The organism is Nitrosospira sp. Nsp2 (genome assembly GCF_003050965.1).
Taxonomy (GTDB): Bacteria; Pseudomonadota; Gammaproteobacteria; order Burkholderiales; family Nitrosomonadaceae; genus Nitrosospira.
In genome coordinates this window covers 44,800-63,200 of sequence record NZ_QAOU01000010.1, presented here as the reverse complement: position 1 = coordinate 63,200, position 18,401 = coordinate 44,800, and the positions used below count along the sequence as shown (strand labels likewise).

General features: G+C 52.1%; 17 protein-coding genes, 1 tRNA gene and 1 pseudogene. 10 read left to right on the top strand and 9 right to left on the bottom strand.

Annotation, left to right across the window (positions count from 1 at the left end; all coding sequences use genetic code 11):
* The first annotated feature begins 70 nt into the window (after positions 1-70).
* The 3 genes from C8R31_RS15190 to C8R31_RS15180 all read left to right on the top strand — a co-directional run bounded on the left by C8R31_RS15190 (position 71) and on the right by C8R31_RS15180 (position 1,667).
* Positions 71-544, top strand: a complete 474-nt coding sequence (locus tag C8R31_RS15190) for a VOC family protein (protein WP_107694979.1) — start codon at positions 71-73, stop codon at positions 542-544.
* Between the two features lie 99 nt (positions 545-643).
* Positions 644-1,414, top strand: a complete 771-nt coding sequence (locus C8R31_RS15185) for a Mut7-C RNAse domain-containing protein (protein ID WP_107694977.1) — start codon at positions 644-646, stop codon at positions 1,412-1,414.
* 177 nt (positions 1,415-1,591) lie between these two features.
* A tRNA-Lys gene (locus C8R31_RS15180) sits at positions 1,592-1,667 on the top strand.
* 111 nt (positions 1,668-1,778) lie between these two features.
* On the opposite strand, the gene C8R31_RS15175 is transcribed toward C8R31_RS15180, so the two are convergent.
* Positions 1,779-2,462 carry a hypothetical protein gene (locus C8R31_RS15175; protein ID WP_107694975.1) on the bottom strand — a complete coding sequence of 228 codons (684 nt, stop codon included), beginning with the start codon at positions 2,460-2,462 and terminating at the stop codon, positions 1,779-1,781.
* Positions 2,463-3,263, bottom strand: coding sequence for an SOS response-associated peptidase (locus C8R31_RS15170; RefSeq protein ID WP_107694973.1), 801 nt, complete (start codon positions 3,261-3,263; stop codon positions 2,463-2,465).
* Positions 3,264-3,386: 123 nt separating this feature from the next.
* Between C8R31_RS15170 and C8R31_RS16620 the strand changes: the two genes are divergently transcribed.
* The 4 genes from C8R31_RS16620 to C8R31_RS15155 all read left to right on the top strand — a co-directional run bounded on the left by C8R31_RS16620 (position 3,387) and on the right by C8R31_RS15155 (position 7,354).
* Positions 3,387-4,262 (top strand): PEP-CTERM sorting domain-containing protein, encoded by an 876-nt coding sequence (locus tag C8R31_RS16620; RefSeq protein WP_107694971.1) that lies wholly within the window; start codon positions 3,387-3,389, stop codon positions 4,260-4,262.
* Positions 4,263-5,355: 1,093 nt separating this feature from the next.
* Complete coding sequence (locus C8R31_RS16615) at positions 5,356-5,490, top strand: hypothetical protein (RefSeq protein WP_258192732.1); 135 nt, start codon at positions 5,356-5,358, stop codon at positions 5,488-5,490.
* A gap of 78 nt (positions 5,491-5,568) precedes the next feature.
* Entirely contained in the window at positions 5,569-5,799 is a 231-nt protein-coding gene (locus C8R31_RS15160) for a hypothetical protein (RefSeq protein WP_107694969.1), read from the top strand.
* Between the two features lie 760 nt (positions 5,800-6,559).
* Positions 6,560-7,354: a PEP-CTERM sorting domain-containing protein gene (locus tag C8R31_RS15155; protein ID WP_181320655.1), complete on the top strand. Its 795-nt coding sequence runs from the start codon at positions 6,560-6,562 to the stop codon at positions 7,352-7,354.
* A gap of 602 nt (positions 7,355-7,956) precedes the next feature.
* Here C8R31_RS15155 and C8R31_RS15150 read toward each other — a convergent pair.
* The 3 genes and pseudogenes from C8R31_RS15150 to C8R31_RS16840 all read right to left on the bottom strand — a co-directional run bounded on the left by C8R31_RS15150 (position 7,957) and on the right by C8R31_RS16840 (position 9,478).
* Positions 7,957-8,544 (bottom strand): N-acetyltransferase, encoded by a 588-nt coding sequence (locus C8R31_RS15150; RefSeq protein ID WP_181320653.1) that lies wholly within the window; start codon positions 8,542-8,544, stop codon positions 7,957-7,959.
* A 17-nt stretch (positions 8,545-8,561) separates the two neighbouring features.
* Positions 8,562-8,879 carry a tetratricopeptide repeat protein gene (locus tag C8R31_RS15145; protein ID WP_107694965.1) on the bottom strand — a complete coding sequence of 106 codons (318 nt, stop codon included), beginning with the start codon at positions 8,877-8,879 and terminating at the stop codon, positions 8,562-8,564.
* Positions 8,789-9,478, bottom strand: a pseudogene (locus C8R31_RS16840) (hypothetical protein). The gene C8R31_RS15145 and the pseudogene C8R31_RS16840 overlap by 91 nt, the downstream one beginning before the upstream one ends.
* A 381-nt stretch (positions 9,479-9,859) precedes the next feature.
* On the opposite strand from C8R31_RS16840, the gene C8R31_RS15140 reads away from it, so the two are divergent.
* The 3 genes from C8R31_RS15140 to C8R31_RS15130 all read left to right on the top strand — a co-directional run bounded on the left by C8R31_RS15140 (position 9,860) and on the right by C8R31_RS15130 (position 12,568).
* Positions 9,860-10,357, top strand: a complete 498-nt coding sequence (locus C8R31_RS15140; RefSeq protein ID WP_107694963.1) for a cupin domain-containing protein — start codon at positions 9,860-9,862, stop codon at positions 10,355-10,357.
* Between the two features lie 284 nt (positions 10,358-10,641).
* Entirely contained in the window at positions 10,642-10,974 is a 333-nt protein-coding gene (locus C8R31_RS15135; protein WP_219907540.1) for a hypothetical protein, read from the top strand.
* Positions 10,975-11,437: 463 nt separating this feature from the next.
* Positions 11,438-12,568 (top strand): HAF repeat-containing PEP-CTERM protein, encoded by a 1,131-nt coding sequence (locus C8R31_RS15130; RefSeq protein WP_107694960.1) that lies wholly within the window; start codon positions 11,438-11,440, stop codon positions 12,566-12,568.
* A 114-nt stretch (positions 12,569-12,682) separates the two neighbouring features.
* On the opposite strand, the gene C8R31_RS15125 is transcribed toward C8R31_RS15130, so the two are convergent.
* The 4 genes from C8R31_RS15125 to C8R31_RS15110 form a co-directional block, all read right to left on the bottom strand.
* Positions 12,683-13,972: a polysaccharide deacetylase family protein gene (locus C8R31_RS15125; protein ID WP_107694958.1), complete on the bottom strand. Its 1,290-nt coding sequence runs from the start codon at positions 13,970-13,972 to the stop codon at positions 12,683-12,685.
* Positions 13,965-14,222 (bottom strand): hypothetical protein, encoded by a 258-nt coding sequence (locus C8R31_RS16115; RefSeq protein WP_181320651.1) that lies wholly within the window; start codon positions 14,220-14,222, stop codon positions 13,965-13,967. Before C8R31_RS16115 ends, C8R31_RS15125 begins: the two co-directional genes overlap by 8 nt.
* Positions 14,223-14,619: 397 nt before the next feature.
* Positions 14,620-14,883: a hypothetical protein gene (locus C8R31_RS15885; protein WP_146164612.1), complete on the bottom strand. Its 264-nt coding sequence runs from the start codon at positions 14,881-14,883 to the stop codon at positions 14,620-14,622.
* 316 nt (positions 14,884-15,199) lie between these two features.
* Entirely contained in the window at positions 15,200-18,337 is a 3,138-nt protein-coding gene (locus C8R31_RS15110; protein ID WP_107694955.1) for a hypothetical protein, read from the bottom strand.
* Between the last annotated feature and the right edge of the window lie 64 nt (positions 18,338-18,401).

Sequence of the window (18,401 nt, the reverse complement as noted above, 5' to 3'; positions counted from 1 at the left end):
AGTCCCGCACCTCAGCCGCTCATTACCTCGTGAGTGAGCCCGCCAACATTCCCATAACGATGAGTCCGGAATGATAAAGCCCCCCTACTACCATATTGGAATACTCGTCCTTAATCATGAAGAAGCTATCGAGCACTACGCGAATTTGCTGGATGTCACATTTACGGAGCCAACGGATACCGTATTGTGCATCGAAAATCCGTTAACGCAACAAAATGAAAACCTCAAGGTGGTCGCTGCGTATTCAAGGACCCGTCCGCCTTATCTGGAATTGATTCAGGCAGGGGGAAACGGCATATTTTCGGAAAAAAATGCCGGGCAGATTCTCTACTTCGGGATTTGGGAGTCGGACCTGGAAGGCAGGATCAAAAAACTGAAGGAGCAAGGGACCGGCATAGATGCGCTAATACGACCGGCGTGTGGTAAACCGCCGACGGCTGTCATCACCGCCCCTGATAAGATGGGTATACGTATGGAATACTTGAGCACTTCGCTACGGCTTGCAACCGAAGCATGGGTTATCACGGGCAAGTATCCGCTTTAAAAAATACCAACCTTAACCCGTTCGCGGAAAGAGCAGTTTATAAATTGCCCGCTTTAGCGCTCCAAAGTGCACCTTTGCCAAAAAGTGCGATATTTTGCGATGGTCACCGCAACGTTCCGTTTTTACGAGGAGCTGAACGAGTTCCTGGCGCCAGAACGGCGCAGGCACGAGTTCGCCTGCTCTTGTGCTCGCGCAGCGACAACAAAGCACATGATCGAGGCACTGGGCGTGCCTCATACCGAGGTTGAATTGGTGCTGGTCAATGGCGAGTCGGTAGGGTTTGACCGCTTAGTGGAGCATGGCGACCGCGTGGCCGTCTTTCCCAGGTTCGAGATGATCGACGTTTCCCCCGTGTTGAGGGTGCGTGAACACCCCTTGCGGGTAACGCATTTTCTCGCCGACGCTCACCTGGGCGGGCTTGCACACCTGTTGCGCATGGCCGGCTTTGACACCCTCTACGACAACAACTTTCAGGATAGCGAGATCGAAATAATCGCGGCGCGCGACAGTCGCATCGTACTCACGCGCGACCGGGAATTGCTCAAACGACGCTCGATCACCCACGGCTGCTTCGTCCATACATTAAAGCCCCCCCAACAGCTATGCGAAATATTCGACCGGCTGGATCTCGCGCGCAGTGTCCGGCCTTTCACCTTATGCCTGCATTGCAACGCTCCGTTGCGCCCGATTGAGAAGGCGCAAGCGCTGAGTCGTTTACCTCCTTCCGTACGCGAGCGCTTCGATCACTTCAGCACTTGCGACCTCTGTCAGCGCGTTTTCTGGGAAGGGTCGCATTGGCACCGCATGCGGGCGATGCTGGCCACATGTATCGATCAAACATCCGGTCAAAATACAGGCGATAGTCAGTGAAGGCAGAACAGCTCTGATGAGCAAGGTGAACCATTACGAATGGGCGCTCATTTGCACCAGCTTTCCATTCGAATTTCGGCCCAGATGTGGTAGCATTTAAACCAAGGGCGAAACGCAGAGGCAGGGATTTGACCTTTGTTTTGTTGTCCAGTAAAAACTTCCGGTTTCTTTCAAATCGGGTCGTTAGCTCAGCTGGTAGAGCAGCGGACTCTTAATCCGTAGGTCGAGCGTTCGAATCGCTCACGACCCACCATAAAAAACAAGGGCTTACGTCTAAATGCGTAAGCCTTTCGTCTTTCATGGGACACTGTTGGGACAATTGATCCGAATATATCCCAGTTTTGATGCAAGCTGGAATCTCACCCTAGTCGGCATTTAGGAGTGTTAGTAGCTGGATACCCAGCTCATTATGAAGATAAAGAGTTTCGAAAGCCCCGTCTGCCCTAACTAAGCCAACGTTGAATAGAGCTTGGGCTGTCGTATCTTCTAAAGTATCGGAAAACGGTTTCCCCGTAGTCACGTCATAGGTTGCGATTCTCTTATAAGAGCGTTCCAGCGCTCTAAGATCGGCGATTGATGCATTCTTGATAGCAGTAGCTAGCTTGAAAAACGTATTCTCATCTATATCCTCTCGCAACCTTGCCCGAAAAATTTTCCCAAGGACTGTCGCCTTTTCATAATTGTCGAGGCTTTCCAGAATTAAAAGAAGTTCCTCCCCGACTTTAGCGCGGAGCTTGTGATCTATTGCCAACTGCTGTTCAAGTTTTGTCCTTTCGTACCGGTCTTTTTGCTTGCATCCAGCCAAGAAATATGCAATCCGCCTTAAAGACAAATGATCCGCTAGCGATAAGCCGCCCTTGGTGAGGGTGTAAAGAGTTCCGAATATCGGGATGCTAGCTAGGACGGTGTCGCTTGTCAGATAGCTGAGAGCCGCATCGGGAAGGGTTGCAGCAAGCTCTATAACCTCTCGGGACGAAATTGAATCGACGAAGCTTGCCCCTAAATCTTCCTGCCCTTTCTCATCGTTTGTTATTGATTGGCTGGTCATTTAGACCTTCTCACTTAGATAATCTTCACCTGGAAACGGGGTTAACAAGTGCCTCCCATTGTTGCTAGGATCAGGTCGGTTTACTGCCCTGGCTACCCTCCACCACATGAACTCTTCCGTGGGTATTGATCTTGTCTGCGCTATATGCGCTGCTTCCTCAACTGGTGTTTGAGGATTCAGCCAAAGCCATGCGTCTGCGGGTTGTAGCACAACCGGCCTACGGTCATGCACGTCTACCATTCCCGCCCCCGAATCTTCCGTAACAATTACAAACCCGACTTCAACGGTCTGATGAACATATGGCCGGAAGTTAGTCAGCCCAGCCATGAAAATAGGTTTATTAACTTTACGTGTGATATACCAGGGCTGTTTCCTCCCATCCTCTACTGTCCATTCATACCATCCGCCGGAAGGAATAATCACTCTTCCTTCACGAAACATGTGCCGAAAGTAGCGCCCAGTTAAGGACTTCTCCACCCGCGCACATATCCAAGGTTTCTTCTTCTCTGCCGCTTCCTTAGGAGTTCGATAGCCCCATCTCATTCCAACCAATTGCAGCTCGCCCTTGTGCAGCATCATCACCCAGGGGCATAAACCGGGACCGGTATTGTAGGAGGGAATTCGTTCGCCCAACCACTCTAGGTCGTCGCTTGTATCAGCCCCGAAAGCGCTAGCGTAATAGCGCTTCGTTTCGGATTGTTCAAATCTGCCGCACATTGCTATTTTTTCGCCATTTCCAAGGGGAGTAGGGGAAGAATCTGCCCCTAGTCCTCGCTTTTCTACTTTCGCCCCTGTTTCCATATTCCCCTTTTTAAAAAATGTACTATAAATAGTTGAGGACGAGGTTAACGTCCGGAAACGGGACGGGTATTTGAGTAATTGCCCACACAATAACAACGTTGTTCCTTTTCAGGAGTAGGTGATATGAGCTTGACTAATATTTCTAATAATACCTGTCGGACGTTCTTGGTGATAGTTGGAACATTGATCGGTTCTCTTTCCGCGCAGGCCAGCACTACCTACAATTTTACAAGCGCCCCCGTTTACCTAGGGGAGTTACAAAATTCGGGGAAAAATGAGGTCCAAACCACACCCGGCTTGCTGCAATCCCCTAATAGCCCTTTGACTAGCCCCCCGATCTATATCGGGTCACCGATAACTGCTTACCTAAGCTTCACGTCGCCTCTTGCGCCAAATTCCACCACTCCAATCCATTTGGAAAGCGGTGGGTTTAATCTCCTCGGCGCAACTAAGGGGGGAGTGGAGGGCTATTGGGCTGGCGGTTCTATAGTCCCTATATCGAATGATATAAACAACTACGTGGCAGGGTCTTCTGCAGATGCCGTGAAGTACGATCACTACAGCGCAGTTGACGGGCAAGTGACAACCGATGCGAGCGGTCAAATTTCCGCCTGGACCCTAAACTACACTTTGTATGGCGGCGACAGCAGCACCTTTCTTACGGTAGATAAAAGTACGAACCTGCCTACGCCTCCAAATGTCTTCCCGTTCTCGCAAGAAGACGCAACGGTTAGCATCAGTAGTAATCCCGCCTCGTCTGTTAGCCTCCCAAACGTGGTTACCTTCGACGGACAGCCTTATAGTGGCAGCTTCACATTTAATGGGGCGGATACGGCATTTATAGACCAAGGCAGTGTCCAATTTCGATACTACACGCAAGAAGCTGGAACCTTTCTTCCGGTGCTTCCGGCCGTTCCAGAGCCGGAAACTTGGGCTATGATGCTGGCAGGACTAAGTCTTCTTGGTTGGAGGGCGCGCCGCGCAAGGAAATGTGCGTAATCCGAACCCAACCTAGTTTTAATTGAAGTACAAGGGTAGGGGTGCTTAATTTAACGGGGGGAGTGTGAATCGAAACCGGAGACACTCCCTTTCCCCCTTGCAGACTGGACGCCTAGCAATGGATACCTTAGTGCCTACCGGTCCTGCCCAACAATACCCCCCTGTCGACGAGGGTGAAGCAAGGGGAGAGGGTGCTTAAAAACTAATCAATAAGTCACTGTCGAAGCGATTTGATTCTCCATCTTGGCTAGGGTATTCCCAAACGTCAAAAGCGCGTCTGAGCCTCCGTACAGCTAGCCCTAGAGGCATTGCCAGAAGTAACGTAGCCACCTTTCGCAGTTCGAGGTATGGGAGCGATGAGAGAGCGTATTAGGTAGTCGTGTGTATAGCGCCTACGCGTGTACCCCCGTCACTGTTTTTGCCATAAGTAACGAAGCGCCCTTTTTCAGTTAGAGGTATTTGGAGAGTATAGGAGAGAGCGTATGTTAGGGATATTTGTGTATAGAGTGCCTAGGCGGGAATACCTTACGAGTGCACCGGCCTGTCGATGAACACCCCCGTCGGACCCTCCACCCCAACTAGGCTTTAAATACAGAGTCAGCAGAATTTTTCCACCTTGCACACAGGCTATACCCCCACTGTCTGTCGTCGCTCTGAGGGCCCGTTAGAGTGTTTCTAGGGGCATGATTTTACGCCGGAAAGGACCCGCTCTCAGAAGCTGTAATGTTTCTACCCTACCTAGGGTATTGCCAGAAATAGATCGAGCGTAAATACCCCTTGCAGTGCCATGTTTAGCACCATTTCGAACCCTAGATTTTCAAAGAACGAACGGAACGGGGCTCTAACAAGGAGAGAAGGGGCTACCACCAAACTGCTAGAAACGGTTGAAATCGACTAAAAAAGTAATGACGACCTTGCGTGTATCCCAACTTTCTCCTATGCATAACTAGAAGCAGTTTTCGAAGGACGGCTTTGAGCCTATTAATACTAATTAGCGGCTTCCCCGTCCAATTGGCCAACGTTGGGTCACCGCTTCTTACGCTCCCTATGCTCACATCACGGTAAAAGTTTTTATCTTAAGGAGAAACAGCTCATGAAGCGCTCAATAAAAAATTCGGCAACACCCAACTGGACGCACACTTTACTCATCTCGACGCTATTTGCGTTCTACGCTGGCGTAGTGGCGGCGGACCGCGCCTATCCCTTCCACGATTCCTATTGTTTTTAAAACGAGGGGTACAACATTTGCTATGCAAACCAAGGGGTTTTCCAAGAAACGACGACGCCGTCCGGAAGGACCGCGTACATGGGCAATGGAACAACTTCGTATACTGAGATCGATCCCAGCGGCAAGATCGTTTATCAGGATACCTTGCGCTATCATACCCAAGGTTTGAACATGCAGGATGTGATGGCTGAGTATGGCCAGAAGTTCAAAACGACGCTGATCACAGGAAATACAACGTGCACGATCAGCTATACTTACCACTTTGCAAACGGAACGGTACAGTTCGAGCGAAATAATTTTTGTACCTAACGCGGCACTCCATGAATTCCGATTGGAATTCGGAGTACTTACGAAAGGCTAGGCGTTGGGTCCCCAAACGGCACCCCCCGCCTGCCGACAAATAACCCCCCCGGTCAGAACCCCACCCCCGAAGGCTTTATTAAGCCAATAAAATCTTTCCACCCTACCTGGGATATTGCCGTGAAGAGATCGTGCGTTGATAACGATGCAGCGCCACGATTTGAGGCATTCCTGTACCGGAACTGCCCAACTCAGAGCCCGTAAATGACTCGTACCCTACCTAGGATATACCCTCACTGGTTTATGCGCTCCGAACCTTCCGTGAGCCCTTTCTAGAGGCATTCCTGCGCAAAGAATCCCCACTAATCGTCCAGTAGTATCCGTCACTCCAGCGTTACCCTGGAGACTATTGCCGCGAGAATGAAGCAATGTCTGACGACGTATCTTCAGATCGCCTAGTCCCTCTGCCTAACATCGCACAAAAATTTTTTTGCAAAATTTGGGAAAGGTAAGAGGGGAGGGTACCTAAGTCATCGGGACCCCTTGGTGAATATCTGATCTTACGGGACCGAGCTACAGACACGTCCGGCATAAGGACTAATCCCCGGCTTCAAAGTAAAAACAAAAAATATAAGACTTCGACTCCTATTTGTTTACCTAAAACAACATAGCAAAACCCCGTCTCTACTTGGGTTCTCTCCCCAAATAATCCTCTAGTGTGGCGGCTCAGCATGTGCTGAGACAACAATACAAATAGAGGAAGATGTATATGAATAAGTTTAGTCAAGGTTTGGTAGTAGCTCTGGGCTCAATCGGGTTAGGGTTAAGCCAGGCCGCGCAAGCTGTAGAGAACCTAACCCCGGTTACTGCCACCGCCACGATTGATTGGAGCAAACTGCAACTTTCGGTTACGGGCGTTACCGCTACGGTGCGAACGGTTGTTTTTTCCAATTACAACACCTCGCTTAGCTCTTCCAGCACCTCTGCAGGGGGAAACGAGAGCCACTCGGTCACGCGAAATGACTGGACGAGCACTGCGCATACAAATACTAGTGCGGGAGCTTCGCTTGCAAATGGCCTTGCCTCTTCTGAGATCTTTTCCGGAACGGCCAGTGCTGTGGAAACAGGAAGTGTCGTAAGCTCCTCGGGGACTCGGTCGGTGGGATTCTCTTTTGACGGTCCCGGCATGTTAACTTTCAGCGTTCCTTACACCATCAGCCTGACAGGAATCACTTCTGTTTGCTGCTATTCTGATACTGCCTTCGTAAACGGAAGTGCAAACTTCTACAGTTCTACAAACGGGGGGTCCTCAAACTCCAGTTCCAGTGCTTCATTCTCCATAGATAGTTATGGAGACTTGTCTTCAACCTCGCGAGCCGGAAATCTGGTATTCGGTATCGTCGCCAGCGATGCCGGAACGGGGTCACTCAGCGTCGGTTTCAACGCGTCCGCCCATGGGGCTGTTGTAGCAGTGCCCGAGCCCGAGTCATATGCAATGCTCTTGGCCGGGCTGGGGCTCATGGGTGCGGTCGTCCAGCGCCGGAAGAAGATGGGCGCAGTCTGACCCACTGGCAGGTCCGTTCCCAACACATTTGGTACGGAGAGGGGGAAGATATTGCGTGAGCCTCGGGGTAAAACGAGGCGGACGCGCTTCGGATTTAGGCTTTGAAGATGAAAAGCGTCGGAAGGAATTTCCGGCGCTTTTCTATACCTGACTAAGCAATTTCTTGCGGCAGGCCATGAAATTCGTCGAGCCTGGAGTCAAATTAGGGTACACACCATCCTTACAATCTATCTGACACTTTCCAGCCCCGTTTATGTATATTTAGGCTCAATACTATTATTAGTTGACGGTCATAGGCACAGTTACAAACGCTTCCGGACAGTTATTCATGGAAAGAGCCATGACCAGTCAAAGAATGCGGTACATTTGGGTGATGAGTGCCAGCTCGATGATAATACGCTAGCTCTACGTTGATGTTTACGATGCCGAACGCGGATTGGCTGTGTGGAGTGGTCTCTCATGATAAATAAGGGCAGCGGGAAGGCATTGCGATAGTGAAAAGAACAGTCTACAAGGACAGGAAGTCAACACTGAGTGCGGAGAGAATTGCTCAGTTGCGCGCTCAAGCCGCGACGGGTTAGGCCGGTGAGCATCTTAGCCGCTCAGCTGGGGCTCCGCCACATGGCTGCAAGAGGGGGGCCGCCCGGTCCGAACGTAAATTCCTCAATTACCTGAAATCCATGCCTCCGGTAGAAGGGAATATTCCGGGGGCTGGATGCTTCAAGGTAGGCCGGCATGTGCTCGCGATCACACCGCTCGAGCATGGTGCAAAGCAGAGCAGATCCCAAGCCTTGTAACTGGTGGTCGGGATGCACACCGAGCAAGTAGAGATAATAATGTGGCTCAGTTGGGTGGTGTGATTTCATTGAGTCGAATCCGCGATCAAGACGCATGAAGCGATCGATGCCACAAACCCGCAAATAAAGTGGGATGAGCCACCATTCTTGCCAAAACGTGAGTTGCCATTGGTCATGACGAGCCCAGAGAGCGGCGCCCTGCCCATCATTTGCGACAAAGGTCAGATCGTACGGTTGAAATAAATCCAGCGCTCGCTTGAAAGCGACATGCATGGCCCACCAGTGGCGCGCATCGGCGCGAACGCAGAAGCTCGTGACGGGATCTTTATCAAATGCTGCCGCAAGGGTGAGCGTGACCGTCGTATGATCGGAGCCCCGAGCTCGTCGGATCACCGCTTCAGATGGAAGGCTCAGCACTGCATTTGGCCAGATTTCATGTTCTGTCCCAAAGTTGACTTGCTATGGGTCTGACACTTGACGTCAACCATGCGCGCGTCCTTCAATGCGGCAGTGCCATTCCTGAACTCCGCATCGGGACACGCAGCCTGCAGACTGGCGCGGTCCCGTAGCGCCTCGGAATACGCGGGTTGCAGGGAGATTGCGTGATCATAGTGCACCATCGCTTTCGCATACTGTTTCATCGCGTGCCACCACCAACCCATATGGTAGTAGGCTCGCGGATCATTCGGGCAAATATCGATACGCTCTTCGAAGTTGGCAACAGACATCGCGGTTTTATAGTCATGGCCGGATAGTCGTCTTCGACCATCGGGTCTTCAAAGTCGGAGTTCAGGGCAGCGTCCTCTTTCCACAAAGAACGCGGCCGCGTAAACGTCTTGGCTCCTTCCGTGTACGGCTCGTATGAATAATACTTCGGCGAGCCTTCGATCCGAACGTGCAACCATGCCACCACCCCTCCCGCCGTGCTTACCCATAGGGGGCGGTCCGAGAGACTCTGCCTGGCGGTTGTGGCCACGCATTGCCAGAGCTCGTGAATCTGTGCCGGTGGCGCATTCCTTAAAAACGCTGCAAGATGAGAATACACAGCAGGGGGGAAATCTGCCGGGGAACCACGAGCATCGCAGTCTTGCCCAGGTTAGGAAAGGCAAGAACGCTAGGTGGTGGATCAATGCCTACAAAGAAGGAAGCAAACACCTCTGGTTCCGCCCTTGCCTTTGAGGGACCGGCTATTAGTCAGAACGAATTCGAATGGCCGCTCAAGTCGATTCCGTGTAATGGGCGGAGTCTCCCATCGGAAGGTTTCGTATTCGCTGTCAATGAAGCATTGAGTTAATTTTTCACGGAAATTGGAGTCGGTTTGCAGCAGTGAGAGCGCGCGCTTTCAAAAGTAATAGGCATACCATCATAGAAACACCGGTAGTGGGTACAGCCTCTCGATAGTGGTCGACGATGGCAGATCAAGGAATTCATCGGAAATGATTCCCTTTCTAGCAGGGAAGCTTATGCGAGGACCGACCTAGGGCTATCGGGCGCTTCATCGAGCAGCCGTGCCAGGCTGTCTCCTGGCGCCTTTGTCCCATTCTATCGATTATTTTTCCGGCATATACGCGTTATAGTCTTGTTCAGAGGTTCTTTCAGTCATGATAAACTGAAAAATGCTTTAACCGCCGAGTTATTCACGCTTGAGGCGACGCTTTAGCCTGGCTTGCGGCTTCGTTAATATGAAAACTGTCGAGGGGGAGGGTCGATGAAATTCAAGTTGGTCAAATCCAAAATCATATTGTATGTCAGGCTGCTTGCAGCATCGATAACGGCGGGTTTACTGTCGGTTGCGGGAATAGCGGAGGCAGACGAAGCGCGTTCCGGTGCAAACGATGTAAAATCGGTGGGAATCACGCTCATGCCCGTCACCGCGCAGGTCCTGCCGGACGATCCAAAGCAGACCCTGACCGCTTTCATGGTGTACCTGACACCTCAAGCCAGCACCACCAGCCATCGCCATGCAGGCGTCGTGTTCGTGCATGTGCTCGAAGGCACGGTCCGCTCTCAGCTCAACAATGGGGAAGTGATCGAGTATCGCGCCGGAGAAAGCTGGAATGAGCCGCCCGGAAGCATCCATTCGTACATGGAAAATCCCAGCAAGACGATTCCGGCCCGCTTGATCGCAACCATTATCGCTCCCACCGGAGCGAGGTTGACAACCTACGATCAGGAAGCCTCCGGAAATTCGCGGCACGCACATTAACGGAGCTTAATAAAGCTGCGCTACGTTTCAGTTTTGGCGGTCTTGAAAGCTAAAGATACGCTCGCCTTGCGTTCTGCTGTCATCTCTCAGAATGAGTTAACCATTGCAAGTCTCGTACAGTTGACACTCAATCGGTGCTGCACTGCGGACAGCGCATGTATCGTCCATTATGCTCCACTTAGAGCTTGTACCAAGGTCCACTGGTTATCCACCCAAAAGTCCGTAGGATCTCTATGCAAGGAGTTGGGCTCTTAGATAGTGGTAGGACAACCAATGGGAGGAGCATGATGAACAAGGGTGGCACTTCATTTCTGGTCGGCTTACTTCTTGCCCTGGCATTTGAAATGTCTTTAGCAGGGCCACCAATTCTCGTCGATCGTCAGACGGGAAAATATCTTGGTAACCTAAGCAATAATCCACATGATCTGAACAGCACGAGCAATCCGTATGGCCGATACGGGAGTGAATACTCAGCCGATTCCGTCAACAATCCCTACGGTAAATACGGTTCGCGCTATTCTAGCGACTCCCCCAATAATCCCTACGCGACTAATCCTCCTGCAATTGTCGCGCCGACACCTCCAGGACTGGGGATTCAGCCGTTACCGGGGTTTTGATCGTTGCCAAGCGGCGATTACGGTTAACCTTCATCACGTTTTCCAGTCTCCGCTAGAGCCGTTCTCTCGCCATCTGCCGATTTTAACGGTACCCCGAGATTACTCATAATGGTTGGCGGGGTTTCTGGGCAAGAGGTAATGATCGAAGGCTTCAGCCCCGCCCTGGCGCAGCATCGCGTCCTCAAGATGGAGGAGCGATGTCCCCATCGGCCATTAGGGAATCGTTTCAGAACCCATAGATGTTCAGCAGAAGGTCGTGTTGGAGCCGCGCAGGATGCGTTGAGCTGAATGAACTTCGGTGCACGCGTAGAACCAGCATATCCTCGCTGCAAAGAACAGGGTTCGTTCCCGTCGATTTCCAGCTTTCGCCGGCCTTGACTTTACAAACCCTTCATCTAACTTTAGAAGATGGCGGGTGCTTTTTGCGAGTCCGATCCCTTGGAAAACCAAATAGGGCTTCATCATGAAAATAATCCAAAGCTCCAAACTTCGCAACTTTATCACCGGTGCAATCCTGATCGCCGGGCTCAGTTTTACAACTCATGCTGCTGCACAAGAGCGGTCGTTTTTGGTTGACCTCAACAGCAAGGTTGTAACCCAGATAGAAGGGGCCAATGGCATCAACGATGCCAGCCAAGTGGTGGGAGCGTCGCCCTTCGCCGGGAGCTATAGTCATGCTTTCATTACTGGCCCCCATGGCGCGGGGATGAGGGACTTGGGCACCTTGGGAGGGAATAGCAGTACAGCAATTGGGATCAACAACGTGGGGCAAGTGACAGGATGGTCTGAGACAGCTTCAGGTGATGTCCGCGGCTTCATCACTGGTCCCGATGGCGCAGGCATGAGGGACTTGGCTGATTTGGGGGGGGGCTCTGGTGGCGCTACCGGCATCAATAACGCGGGGCAGGTAGTCGGGTGGGGGTCAACATCGGCGCGCGCTCAGCATGCTTTCATCACTGGCAATAATGGGGAGGGTATTAAGGACCTTGGCACTTTAGGCGGTAGTTACAGCCAAGCGTATGGCATAAACAATGCTGGCCAAGCCGTCGGCGTGTCTCCCCTCCCCGGGAGCCATGAGCATCCTTTCATCACTGACCCCGGTGGTGGGGGCATGAGGGATCTTGGGACTTTAGGTGACGACTACGGCTTTGCCCGTGGCATCAACGATGTCGGCCAAGTCGTGGGAGAGTCGCTAACGTCAGGCGGCGCTTTGCATGCTTTTATCACCGGTGCAAATGGGATGGATATGAGAGACCTTGGCACTTTAGGCGGTAATTACAGTCGAGCATATGGCATCAACGACGCCGGGCAAGTCGTGGGAGAGTCATCCCTGTCCGGGGAACATGCCCGTGCTTTTATCACTGGTCCTGATGGCTCGAACATTATGGACCTAAATGCTATGGTTAGCCTGCCCCAGGGCGTTTTTTTAACTTTGGCCCTAGACATCAATAACGCGGGGCAAGTGCTTGCCCTGGGGGTTGTTCCTGAGCCGGAGATCTATGCGCTATTTCTTGCTGGGCTGGGCCTGATGGGATTTATGGTACGACGAAAGAAGATGAGTGCCTTCAGCTTGGAGCAGCGTCCCCTGCTGTGATCGCGTTATCGCGAGCGATGCATCCTGACCGCAGCTGATCATGGACTAAAAGAAGACGGTTTTTGCGGAAGGCTAAGCAACTTTACTTCTGGGTGTTGCCCAAGACTAACCTGTCTATCGCGCGAACTCGCTATACAGAACCACGTCGAGATTGCCGGCGTCGACTTGTGCTTTGATTGCAACGCACAGCTCACGAAGCCTATTCGATGATATTTGGGTTTGTTGCGCCGCCGCGTCCGGGCCGACAACCCGATGCAGTGTTAGTGTCCCGTCACCGCCAGCTGCCGCCACGTCGTTTATGTAGGAACTGATGTTTGCTATGTTTGCGGCCTCGGTGCCAGAACTGGTCCATGTATGCCCGATGACTGGACCACAAAGAAGCTGCAAATTCCTCGTACTGAGGCCGTTATTTTTCTGCATGTGATACGTTGCGTTGGGGCCGTCTGAGGTACGTCCTACGCTAAAGCCGTTATCAAGCATCAGTTCCAGGAATGATAAGTCCGTTACCGTTTCCGCATATTTTCCTTGCGGCCAGATGTAGCACTTAGCGCCCCACTCTGAGGTAAGGCCATTTTCCAGGAGATAATCCCTGCATGCGATGACGTCCGCCAACCGCTCAGTATTCGTTGCCCAGGCTGTAAACAGGTTGCCGGTTCCAAGTGTGGTTGGATGGTTCGGACCATGCGGGATGCATTCATTGCCGGCCGCGACGTATGCCCCGAGTTGGCTCAGAGAGGCATAACCTGGCGTTCCAACTGTTATATAGATGATGCTCATCGTGCTTTTCAGGCCATACTCCTGAAGTATTGGCATCCCCATTCGCACAAATGATGAGTAGCCGTCGTCTGCCGTAATGGCGAGCCTTGCTTTTTTTCGCATCGCGCCGGCGCGGATCGAGCGCAACCCAATGGTCAATGTATTGCCGTTGCTTACATAGACCCGTAGCTTGCACTGCGTGCAATCCAAATCCCCCAGGGGATGAGTAAATCCGCTCTTGGTCCACAGTATCTCGTGCACGAAGTACGCAGTCAGTCCGTTAATCGCGAACGGACTTTGCGTAGTCGGAACAATGGCGGTGGATATACTGTGGCTGGCGAACTTGGCATAACCGGTAGTGCCGACATAAATTACCATTCTTTCCATTTTGGAAATATTCGGGGTGTATATCTCGATCGCCACGTCTTTCGCCGAGAATGCCTCACTTGCCACTGGGAGATTTATCTCAAAGTTATTTGTCGGCCCCGCTCCGGTTCCGGTTGCAGTAACCATCCATAGCGTCTCGCCCGCTACCGTACCCTGTCCTGATGAGCTGACGCTGACATTCGTTCCGGTTGTTACGGTGATTCCAGATACTGGCGGCTCGATGAGAACGTTTCCATACGCCGCACGCGATGCGTCAGCCATTGATAAGCTCGGCGCGGGTTTGGTCTGCAGTGTTCCTAATCGGAAGATCTTTCTTCACAGTGGAACTGGCAAGGACCGAAAACGATCTCATGCCCGGCCCGCTTGCGGTAATGTCCGTTATTACAGCTGACGCCGATGCCGCGGATATCGATCCACCAAAGATTAGGGCGGCGATAAGGAATTTTGTTTTTATGTTCATTTGTTGCTCCAAAAAAGATTCAAGAACAATATCTATTGCAGGTGTGCGCATGGACTTTATTTTCCCGACTAACAGATTGTCCCGGTTAATTCAGCAACTTAATATAGCCTACTCGACGATCATTCTATGATTCCCTTGAACTATGCGTAGTACACGTTGCAGTTGGAGTGATCGTCGACGACCCGAGACGGTGAAGATTATTGGGGTGAATGCAGCAGCGGCGAGCAGGAAAACAAGTCGAAGGTCGCTGGTCGCCGGTCGGCGATATGCTGAGGCCCCTCTGGCGAGTGAAAAGAGAAGATCGCGGCGCTATAAGCGAGGATTACGCCAAATTCGAGCGCTTTCGAACGGCGATCATCCCGTGACCCGGAGGCAGGCGCTTTACCTGCTCATCCGGGTCCTTCGAAGAAGCATACCCATCTCGGCGGTACGCTCATTGTCGCTTTCCTCAGATGAGCTTTCCATCGTTGCACTGTCGCAAGTCCTGCCTCCATATTGCGTCAGGCGTGCCCCTTTCCCCTCCAGGCTTATTTACTGACCTGAAAAGCAACCCTACTTCGAGATCCCGCATACCTTCTCCGTTAGGGCCAGTGATAAAAGCGTGCATGAAGTATCTGCCGCGGGGATTAATATCTTCGATATATCCATCGAACCATCCCACCACTTGCCCGGCATTCTGGTTCCAGATAAATCCCGGTATTGCACCTATCACAGCGGGAATTGCGGCGTTCTTCGGTCTTCCCAGGGTAAGAGGCCAGGCTGCTGCAGCGTTTCCTCCCAGCACCGTCAAAGCGCAAATTACTTTTACAAGTCGTTCTAATCTACCAGCGGCAAGTAAACTCGCGCCAGATCCCCTGTTTAGCGAATATATAAAAAACGGGATCTCGAAACTGAGAAACATCTGTCAGATAGTTTCCCAATTCCAGACAAGTAAGATCATCGAGGGTGAGTGTTGCCCTGCTTAGCATCTCCGCTGGTATCGCCTCTTTTGTATTTATCCCGCTGCCGAGCGATATCGCCCACAGAGCTTACGCCTCCACCCAGTTGCCATTCGAATCCTGCTGCCACTTTGGCAGTTGGTCATCTGCGCGTAAATGTACGAGTGTGGTTGGAATCCGAACCAGCCACGGGTCCCCTTGCGGAACCTCATCCCCAGGTTTGTCTAGTCGCTCAGCAATTTCATCTGCAATGGGTAGATAGAGCGGACTACTAATAGGGGGAAGCGGCCCGCCATTCCATATCTCCCCGTAAGTTATAAAATGATCGATTGCTCCTTCGAAACCTGGCCGAGCAGGAACGGACACCCGGCAGAACCCAGCCGTCAAGAACTGGTTGAATAGGGGGTCCGGATCCTCGAAGGCCAGCCGTTCGTTCCACCGGCTTTTTCTGCCCCAGAAATATGGGTAGGTAACCCACGTCATCTGCTCCCACTCGAATGCCTGTTCAAAGAAGCGCACGTAGGGACCTTCGGCCTCCGCTTCGGGCACATCAATCTGAGGTAAGCTATTACTCGCTGAAAGATCAATTGCGTTGAACAAGTCGTAATGCTGATCGGTCAGGATGCTGATGCAATTCTTCTTCAGTTCATTGTTCATGGTCTGAAGATTGAGGGCAGGATTTTTGCCCCGAATCGCGACCCCCTGCTGAAGCTCCAAAGCGGCGAGCTTTTCCTCGTACTCGGCCAGGCGGGCCTTGTAGGCAGCGGTCAGTTTAGCGTGCGTCTCGATTCGCCAATTCTCCATGGCCCGATCGGTTCGCTGACACTTTACTTCTACAGCTACGGCAAGGTGGGGAATACTGAATGTAACGAGCGCGAATGGGATGGAGTCTCTTTCCTCGTCCAAGGGAGTAGAGAAGACCTCCCCGCTAATATTGGCAAAGCGGTGAAATTTCTTCCCCAACACAACATCGATGATGCAAGTGTTATTCCACATCATATTCACGGCTCCAACCGAGCCGTGAACGGCCTTGTAACCGTCCTCGATCATGATCTGTGCGGAGTGGTGATAGTTCGTCGCGGCATCGCCACCTCCCGCGTGAAAGTCGAGTGATTTCGTCTTGTACATCTCTGGAGGCGGTGTCACGTCCGTCGCACCATATACTTGCACCCATCTGCCATAGTAACCCTGTGACGCAACGTTGTCCGTAACCTGGTTGGGCTTCAAAGTAAATTCCGGCGGCTTCTGGAGCTCGTTCGCGCTCTCGTTGGCTGAGTTCAGCGCATCGATAAGAAAAGCAGCTGGCTCAGGTACCATGAAATCGAATATTGTTCGCAGGCCATAGTTAAATACCTGGGCCTGGTATACCTTGTTCACCCACTGGTAGACTCCCGAAATATGACCTGACCCATCCACGTTGGTTAGCTCGTGCAGGTTCTTCTCTATCACTTCATTTGTCACCCGAAGGGAGGCTCGCTCAAGAACTCTTTCGGTGATTTTGCTGGCACTCCGCTGCGTGACCTCCTTCGAGAATGTGGACGCAGTCCTCGTCGCCTCCTCTTTCGAGCGTGAGGTAGATCCCTCCACGCTGGCTGAGAACTCGACAAACGGACCATATTTGCCCGATATGTTTAGGCCGGCCTTCAGCGACGCGTCTTCCTGAATAGTGGTATTGGTCTCCCTCGTCATCTCGAAGCGATCAGTTGACTCGAGCTCACGCTCCTCCGAAGAAATTACCTCCGTCTCGCGAAACGTAAACTCTTCAGTCTCCCGTCGGCGAGTATGCTCGCGATGCTTCAGTTCCCCCTTCAGTACATTTTCGATGTGCGCAACATCAGCAGCTTCGTACCCCGTAAGCTGTTGCTTTACTATAAGCAGGTCCGCAACGCCTGCTGGGGCAACGGTACCGCGGGTGTGGGGAATCTGCTCCGCCGACGGCAAAGGCGGGAGAGAGGGAAGCGCCGGCTCGTCAGCCGCGCTCGGCCATTCGGAAGTCAGCGGCTCGTTAATGGTTACCAGGGTATCGCCGATACGCTTGATACTGCGCCTTATGGAATGGCTATAAAGGGCATCGAGTTTCTTTCCGGTAGTGTCAGTTTCGGCTTCGAGCAATTCGACGATGCGATCCAACGATTGATCCGATAGACCGACATTCCGCTCATTCAGCAGTTTCCTGGTGGGTTCAGATAGCACCTCTACGGCGCTGGCCTTGAGACGGAAGCTGACCTCGCTTAGTGCAGCCGGACGGGACGGCGGGCTTCCGTTTAGCAGCTGGGGACCGACGACCAAGAGGTTTTTCGCCAGTTCTGCTGCCGAATTCGCAACCGCAGCGCTCTCGGCGCGCAGAGGACGGATTTCCTCGCCTTGTTCCAGCATTGACTGGAACTGCCTGAGGTTCGCGTCGGATAATTTTCCAAGGTATTCTATCCGACGGGTTAATACACTTGTCGGATTGAGTTCTTCAGGAATGGTGACTCCAGCATGCGGCTGCTGGGGCATGACCTGAAAATGTTGTCCACCCAGACCTGTCAGTTCGCTTATCGCCTGCTTCAGTCCCCGGTACTGATCAAAGAGGCCTTTGGCATACTTCTGGCGTTCAGCCTCCGCCTCCGCCTTTTTTTTCCGTCGTTCCTCTTCCAATAGGGATGTTGATAGGACGGATTCGAGATTGAACACCACCGGTAGCTTAAGGGAGCGCCGCCGGTACCGGCGGAGTTCGTCTGGCGTAGCTGGAAAAGTCTCATCTTCAGCTACCTTCAATATCAATTCGATATCCCTGAGCTGGTTGGTGAGCGATTCAATCGGGCGCCCATGCTCCTCTTGCAACTGCTTGATCGCGAGAAGACTATCTCGCAAATTCTGCATGGACGCGTTGAACTCCGGACCCTGCACCAAAGACTCCGGCCTTGCCCCGAACGCCTCCTCTACGGCATCCACCACGTTCTCGTGAGACACAGTCTGATCATCTTCGAATTGGTCGAGTGCTACAGCAAATCCGGTCAACTGCTTGGCTAGTGCATTTGTGTTGGGATTGCCGATGAAGTCCTCCCCCGTTACGAAGGCGCGCGCGACGCGCAAGAGCGATTGACGGGGTTGCTCGGCCTTGGCCGCATCAGCGAGGGATTTTTGAAATGGTGAATCCTGGGTTAGGTCAATGCTGGGATTGGCTGGATCTTGTGCAACCGCAGGCCGTATCAGTGTAAACCGAAACAACGATTCCAGACTCATTTAAGTTAGCTCCAAAGACAAACAAAGCTTGATAGTCCAATCTTCTTTGTAGATCGCAATATAG

Coding starts and splice junctions, on each gene's coding strand:
- C8R31_RS15190 (WP_107694979.1), top strand. CDS start 71: ATGATAAAGCCCCCCTACTACCATATTGGAATACTCGTCCTTAATCAT.
- C8R31_RS15185 (WP_107694977.1), top strand. CDS start 644: ATGGTCACCGCAACGTTCCGTTTTTACGAGGAGCTGAACGAGTTCCTG.
- C8R31_RS15175 (WP_107694975.1), bottom strand. CDS start 2,462: ATGACCAGCCAATCAATAACAAACGATGAGAAAGGGCAGGAAGATTTA.
- C8R31_RS15170 (WP_107694973.1), bottom strand. CDS start 3,263: ATGGAAACAGGGGCGAAAGTAGAAAAGCGAGGACTAGGGGCAGATTCT.
- C8R31_RS16620 (WP_107694971.1), top strand. CDS start 3,387: ATGAGCTTGACTAATATTTCTAATAATACCTGTCGGACGTTCTTGGTG.
- C8R31_RS16615 (WP_258192732.1), top strand. CDS start 5,356: ATGAAGCGCTCAATAAAAAATTCGGCAACACCCAACTGGACGCACACT.
- C8R31_RS15160 (WP_107694969.1), top strand. CDS start 5,569: ATGGGCAATGGAACAACTTCGTATACTGAGATCGATCCCAGCGGCAAG.
- C8R31_RS15155 (WP_181320655.1), top strand. CDS start 6,560: ATGAATAAGTTTAGTCAAGGTTTGGTAGTAGCTCTGGGCTCAATCGGG.
- C8R31_RS15145 (WP_107694965.1), bottom strand. CDS start 8,879: ATGTCTGTTGCCAACTTCGAAGAGCGTATCGATATTTGCCCGAATGAT.
- C8R31_RS15140 (WP_107694963.1), top strand. CDS start 9,860: ATGAAATTCAAGTTGGTCAAATCCAAAATCATATTGTATGTCAGGCTG.
- C8R31_RS15135 (WP_219907540.1), top strand. CDS start 10,642: ATGATGAACAAGGGTGGCACTTCATTTCTGGTCGGCTTACTTCTTGCC.
- C8R31_RS15130 (WP_107694960.1), top strand. CDS start 11,438: ATGAAAATAATCCAAAGCTCCAAACTTCGCAACTTTATCACCGGTGCA.
- C8R31_RS15125 (WP_107694958.1), bottom strand. CDS start 13,972: ATGGCTGACGCATCGCGTGCGGCGTATGGAAACGTTCTCATCGAGCCG.
- C8R31_RS16115 (WP_181320651.1), bottom strand. CDS start 14,222: ATGCGCACACCTGCAATAGATATTGTTCTTGAATCTTTTTTGGAGCAA.
- C8R31_RS15110 (WP_107694955.1), bottom strand. CDS start 18,337: ATGAGTCTGGAATCGTTGTTTCGGTTTACACTGATACGGCCTGCGGTT.